Consider the following 6,404-nt stretch of genomic DNA (forward strand, 5'->3'; position numbering starts at 1 on the left):
AATACAGCAACTTTATTTTTATATTTTGATTTTTTAGAGTACTCTATCTGCGCAATGCATTATCCATGTATATGCTGAGATGCTGAAAATCACCTTTACTTTCAGCATGCTGTCCTGTGATTGGCGTGACGATCAAATCCGAATATTACAGGGCAACTCTGATGTAACTCATGGACTTCCTTCCTGCATGTCTTCTGTAAATCTTTCTGTGGTTCAAGAACAATACGCGTAAAGCTGCGCTGTCTAGTTTTGTGGGTGCTATTGTCGATTGGTATGATTTTCTCCTTTACGGCATTGTTACAACCTTAATTTTTAAAGATCAGTTTCCACAGCATTGGTGAGAATATGGACACTCTGGCGGCATTGGCCACTTTTGGTGTTGGCTTTCTGTTTTGCCCTTAGATGGCATGGTCTTTGGTCACGTTGGTCACTAGCTTGGCCATAAGAAAATGCAGGTCTTAACCGTCGTCCTAATGGGAATTTTTAGCAGTCATCTGGCATGGACAAACAGTTCTTCTGGAATATCACCTTGATGGTCGGTGCAATCCGCTGTTTCAGCATTCCGTTTTTTTGCCTGACGGGTGGATACATTTCATCATCAAAAAATATGTGTCTGGGGTGGTTTGATTGGTGCGCTCTCGGCCTTTTCATTCTTTATGGCACTCGATGCACAAAACACCTGAATGATCATTTTTGGTACAATTTTACTGGCAAATGTTGTATACGACAGGGTGGTCAAGGTTCATCAACCGATTTTCACTTCCCTGTTCGGTACCGAATATCGCTATAGCGGTGTCGGCATTGGCTATCAGATGGCCAGTACTATTGGTGGTAGTTTTACCCTATTTATTGCAGCAGTATGGGTGATTTGGGCAGACGGTTCATGGCATTATATTGCCCTCTATCTGGCAGTGGGTTGCTTGCTGACTGCACTGGTCGCAGCCCTGATGCCCAAAACGCAGGATGAATAATATGACAGTGGAACGCTTACATATCTCGAAACGCTTTTCGGAAATTGCCATTACGGGCAATCTGGTACATCTTGCCGGGCAACTGGCCACAGATGTTGAGCTGGATATCAAAGGTCAAACCCAACAAACTTTAGATATTATCGACCAGTTTCTGGCAGATGCCGGTACAGACAAAAGTCACATCATGTCGGTGACCATCTATTTAAAAGACATTGAAAAAGATTATGCGGCATTTAATGAAATCTGGGATACATGGGTGGCTGATATCGAAGCATTACCTCGTACCTGTGTCGAGGCAAAACTTTATGATCCACGGGTTTTGGTTGAAATGACAGTCGTGGCCGTCAAACCAGAATAATGTGGCAAAATCGATATGCATAAAAAAGCATGCTCATGGCATGCTTTTTTATTTTAACCTACTGCTTTGATTTTACTGCGCTCTAAATCTGAATATAAATAATACTTTTTCAGATCATTGCTGACCGTATATTTGGGCATTTTCTTCATTTGCGCTTGCTCCTGCAGAAAATCTTGCCGCAACTGGTAATATTCCGGCACATCATCGTAGCGAATCACCCGATAACCGGCCATACTCAACAAGGCATCCTGAAAACCAGTCTGCTGTGGACGCTTCAAGATTAAAGGATCATCCACAGCCACAATGGCTATAATCTGATGCTGTTGATCCATAATCACAAAATCTGCAGTCAGGTTGCGATATTTATGTCGCGTCCGGTTAAATTTGGTGGTCATTAAGGCGTCATAGGACACATGGGCCAAAACAATATATTCAGGTAATACTTCCTTCAAGCGCGTGAAGGTCAATTGCTCATTCAGGTTAAAAATAGCACGCTGCTTTAACGCGCTGTCTTGTGGTTTGGAATTATTTCCGAGCGTTTTCCATGCCATGAGCACGACACAGAAGAGCAGGAAACTCCCAATCATAATATAGGTGGTCATGCCTCAATCCTTGCATTCTTATCATCATTTTTGTTTTATTGTGGTGCAGTATAAACTCACACTTTATTTTAAATAGGTCTTACAACTAATCTGCTTAGATACCCATACAACCGGTATCAAAACCTGATTCTGCGTTACCTAAAATGACATCTTTCCCTATGTCAATGAAAGTGGATTTAAGGTACTGATAATGCACTCTAAAACATCCCTAGAATTGATCGCAATACAAATCTGCCCAACTGTAGAACAATTCCGATAAAGTGTTATTTTTATATCACTTTTAAGCCAGACTTAATGTAAATAATACATCCTTTTACATTTTTCAGTCCTCGTTTCAAGCTACGTTACTTTACCTAAGTGCTAAAAAAAGACACCGAAGTGTCTTTTCTATTAACTCAATTATGCACGTGATTTAGGCTTTGCTTTCGGCTTTGATCCACCAAATGGTTTTTTGGCATCCCCTGTTTCACGCGGCGGTAGGCCTGTGTGCTGGGTCAGGATTTGACCACGCTCAGGACGCTTCTTGGTATTTGAAGGACGGGACTGAGCTTGTGCAGCCTTGCCACGATTTCCCTGCTCACCGGTACGTTTCTGCGAATCACCCGCCACTGTCGAGTTTTTCTTGCGCGCAGACTGGTATTGACCTTCTGCACTGCCAGCAGGCTGATAAGTCGGAATCAAATGCTGTTTGGAGTTACCAATCAAATCCTGACGACCCATTTCTCTCAGAGCTTCACGCAACAACGGCCAGTTGTTTGAATCATGGTAACGCAAGAAAGCTTTGTGCAGACGACGACGTTTATCACCTTTGACAATATCTACTTGCTCGGTATAACGTGCCACTTTGGCAAGCGGGTTTTTACCGGTGTAATACATGGTGGTAGCCGTTGCCATCGGTGATGGATAGAAGGTCTGCACTTGGTCAGCACGAAAACCGTTCTTCTTCAACCAAATCGCAAGGTTCATCATGTCGTAATCGGTCGTACCCGGATGCGCCGCGATGAAATAAGGAATCAGATACTGTTCCTTGCCAGCTTCCTTACTATAACGTTCAAACATCTGTTTGAAACGATCATAGGTTCCGATTCCCGGCTTCATCATTTTATTGAGTGGGCCTTTTTCGGTATGTTCCGGTGCAATTTTTAAATAACCACCGACGTGATGGGTTACCAGTTCTTTGACATATTCAGGGTTTAAAACCGCTAAGTCATAACGTAAACCAGAACCAATCAAGATCTTCTTAATACCCGGTAAAGAACGTGCTTTACGGTATAACTGGGTCAATGGTGCATGATCGGTATGCAGGTTCTGACATACCCCCGGGAAGACACACGACGGTTTACGGCAGTTCTTTTCAATCTCTGGATCTTTACAAGCCAGACGGTACATGTTGGCTGTCGGGCCACCTAGGTCTGAAATAATCCCGGTAAAGCCCGGCGCCGTATCACGGATTTTTTCCACTTCACGCAGAATTGACTCTTCAGAACGGTTCTGGATAATACGACCCTCATGTTCTGTAATCGAACAGAAGGTACAGCCACCAAAACAGCCACGCATGATGTTCACAGAGAACTTGATCATGTCAAACGCTGGAAAACGCGCTTCACCATAAGCAGGATGTGGCAAACGTGCATAAGGCAGGTCAAACACATAGTCCATTTCTTCCGTGGTCAACGGAATTGGTGGCGCATTTAGCCAGACATCACGTTCACCATGCTTTTGTACCATGGCACGGGCATTGCCCGGATTGGTTTCTAAATGCAAAATTCGGTTGGCATGGGCATAAAGCACCGGATCTGCAGCCACTTCTTCAAATGCAGGCAAGCGAATTACGGCCAGTTCACGCGGTGGTAATTTATGTTTAATTGCTTTTGAAGCGGGTTGTAATTGCACGATTTGCGTATCAGGATCTAGCTCATCGCCGGCCCGCACAATCGGATTGGCGACAGGCTCTTTCTGGAAACCTTGATATTGAGTCAGACTATCTTTGTCTTTTTCAATTTCACAACCTTCCAGATCTTCAGTCATCACATAAGGGTTAATGATTGGATCGACACGGCCAATCGCATCAACATCATTCGAGGCAATTTCGACAAACTTTGCTTTCGATGCACGGTTATGTTTATTGACAATGAACGCAGTACCGCGAACATCGGTAATCTCGTGAATTTTTTCGCCACGCGCCAGACGATGCATAATTTCGGTAATTGAGCGTTCGCCATTGCCGTACATCAAAAGATCGGCTTTTGAGTCCATCAACACTGAACGACGGACTTTATCTGACCAGTAATCATAATGTGCAATACGACGCAGAGAAGCTTCAATTCCACCTAATAATACAGGCACATCCGGATATGCTTCACGGACACGCTGACAATATACAGTTGCTGCACGGTCTGGACGTTTATTTGGCTGATTATCTGGGGAATAGGCATCATCCGAGCGGATTTTACGGTCGGCGGTATAACGGTTGATCATGGAATCCATGTTCCCTGCCGTTACCCCCCAAGCAATATTCGGTTTACCCAGAACGCGGAACGCATCCACGTTGGTCCAGTCTGGCTGTGCAATAATACCGACACGAAAGCCTTGGGCTTCTAATACCCGGCCAATAATACCTGAACAGAAAGACGGATGATCAATATAGGCATCGCCACAGACCAGAATAAAGTCACAGCTGTCCCAGCCGAGTTGATCCATTTCCTCGCGTGACATCGGCAAAAAAGGCGCAGGGTCAAAACAAGACGCCCAATATTTGTCGTAATCAAACAACGCTTTTGGCGCAGTCTGCATGGTATAAGCAGTAGACATGGCTAGCAATTCTCGGCTGGCAGATGATAGGAGATCTAAAATAAGATCAAAGATGAAAGCCGATCATTTTACCATGAATTAGACCCAGCTTGCTTGATTATAATTTATACAAAATCAGGAACTAAGCGAATCAAGGCCTGGTCATCATCAGAATTGAAAGCAAAATGATCCGCAAGATAAATGCACAGGGTTTATTTTATAGAGAAAAATCTAAATACGATGTTCTAATCTGAGCGGAGCTTGAAACTGAATGCCAGACCACTCAGCAACAGTAGTGTAATAAATACGGTTAATCCACTCCAACCATAATTTTCCCAGACCAGTCCACTCGAACTGCCCAACACACTAGAACCGAGGTAATAACAGAATAAATATAGCGAAGAACCGACTGCCCGATATTGTAACGACTGGATCGACACCCAGCTACTTGCAGTAGAGTGCGCGGCAAAAAATGAAAAAGTGAAGATTAGTAATCCGATAAAGACCAGAGCCAGCTGGTTGAGCAGCATGAGCGTTAATCCAAGGAGCATCATCAGCATCATGACGACCAATGTCTTGAATTTACCATAATGCCGACCCCAATGTGCCGCTCGGGGGGAGCTATAAATACCAGCCAAATATGTCACCGAGATTAAACCAATCCAGGCCTGTGATAATTCAAAAGGTGCCTGAAGCAAACGATAGCTGAGATAGTTAAATATCGAGACAAAACAGCCCATCAGGATAAAACCTTGCAGAAATAAAATCCGAAGTTTCGGATCGGCCAGATTATGCCTGAATGAGTTTTTGAATCGATTAAACTTGATCGGATAAGCTTTAAAATGTTGCGATGCCGGCAACAGATAATAAAATAATCCTGCAATACAGATATTTAAGATACCAATTATCAGAGTAGCAGATTGCCAGGAGATAAAATCAACTAGAACTCCGGCAATCAAACGCCCGCCCATCCCGCCAATGGCTGTACCAGAAATATATAAGCCCATGGCGAAACCGATATCTTTTTCGGCAATTTCTTCCCCGATATAAGTCATGGCGACTGCTGCCACACCACTGACACAGAGACCAATCAAGATCCGAAGCAATAAAAATACCGACCAAAGAGATAGTATCGAACTGAGCATTAACAAAATTGCAATCAATGCCAGGGAACAGACCATCACCGGTTTGCGTCCAAAACGGTCTGAAATCAGTCCGGTAAATAGCAGACCAATGGCTAAGGCAAGGGTAGAAAGTGATAAGGGAAAACTACTTTGAGTCGGACTGACCTGAAAATAATCTGCCAAAATGGGCATCATCGGCTGTAGGCAATACAAAGATGAGAAAATGGCAAAGCCCGCAAGAAATAAGGAAAAAAGTACTGCTTTAAATGCGGTAGTACCATATTCAATATGGCTAGAAGATGAATTTGAGGACATATCCGCTCCTTAGATAGATCCAGTATACGCCTTTCGCTCATTTTTTCTGTGGAGATTTCATCTGAGTGACCACCTAAGCCTTTCTTCACGCACAAAAAAACACCCCCTGCTCATGCAGGGGGTGTTTCGAATAATGAGCTGGCGATGACTTACTCTCACATGGGTAACCCCACACTACCATCAGCGCAAAGAGGTTTCACTTCTGAGTTCGGGAAGGGATCAGGTGGTTCACTCTTGCTATTGT

4 protein-coding genes, 1 rRNA gene and 1 pseudogene are annotated in these 6,404 nt (G+C 43.8%); 2 read left to right on the forward strand and 4 right to left on the reverse strand.

The window, feature by feature from the left end; genetic code table 11:
• Window positions 1-187: 187 nt before the first annotated feature.
• Window positions 188-971: pseudogene (locus FTU42_RS14980) on the forward strand (hypothetical protein).
• A 1-nt stretch (window position 972) separates the two neighbouring features.
• Window positions 973-1,329, forward strand: a complete 357-nt coding sequence (locus FTU42_RS08895; RefSeq protein ID WP_180083286.1) for a RidA family protein — start codon at window positions 973-975, stop codon at window positions 1,327-1,329.
• A gap of 53 nt (window positions 1,330-1,382) precedes the next feature.
• Here FTU42_RS08895 and FTU42_RS08900 read toward each other — a convergent pair whose 3' ends face one another.
• From FTU42_RS08900 to rrf, 4 genes are all read right to left on the reverse strand, one after another.
• Window positions 1,383-1,931: a DUF2726 domain-containing protein gene (locus FTU42_RS08900; RefSeq protein ID WP_005169085.1), complete on the reverse strand. Its 549-nt coding sequence runs from the start codon at window positions 1,929-1,931 to the stop codon at window positions 1,383-1,385.
• A 399-nt stretch (window positions 1,932-2,330) separates the two neighbouring features.
• On the reverse strand, window positions 2,331-4,742 hold the full coding sequence (locus FTU42_RS08905; protein WP_005169087.1) for a YgiQ family radical SAM protein: 2,412 nt from the start codon (window positions 4,740-4,742) through the stop codon (window positions 2,331-2,333).
• Window positions 4,743-4,966: 224 nt separating this feature from the next.
• Entirely contained in the window at window positions 4,967-6,160 is a 1,194-nt protein-coding gene (locus tag FTU42_RS08910; RefSeq protein WP_180083287.1) for an MFS transporter, read from the reverse strand.
• A gap of 136 nt (window positions 6,161-6,296) precedes the next feature.
• Window positions 6,297-6,404: ribosomal RNA gene (gene rrf, locus FTU42_RS08915) — 5S ribosomal RNA — on the reverse strand; the annotation flags it as partial.

The organism is Acinetobacter sp. YH12102 (assembly GCF_013419125.1).
Taxonomy (GTDB): Bacteria; Pseudomonadota; Gammaproteobacteria; order Pseudomonadales; family Moraxellaceae; genus Acinetobacter; species Acinetobacter pseudolwoffii.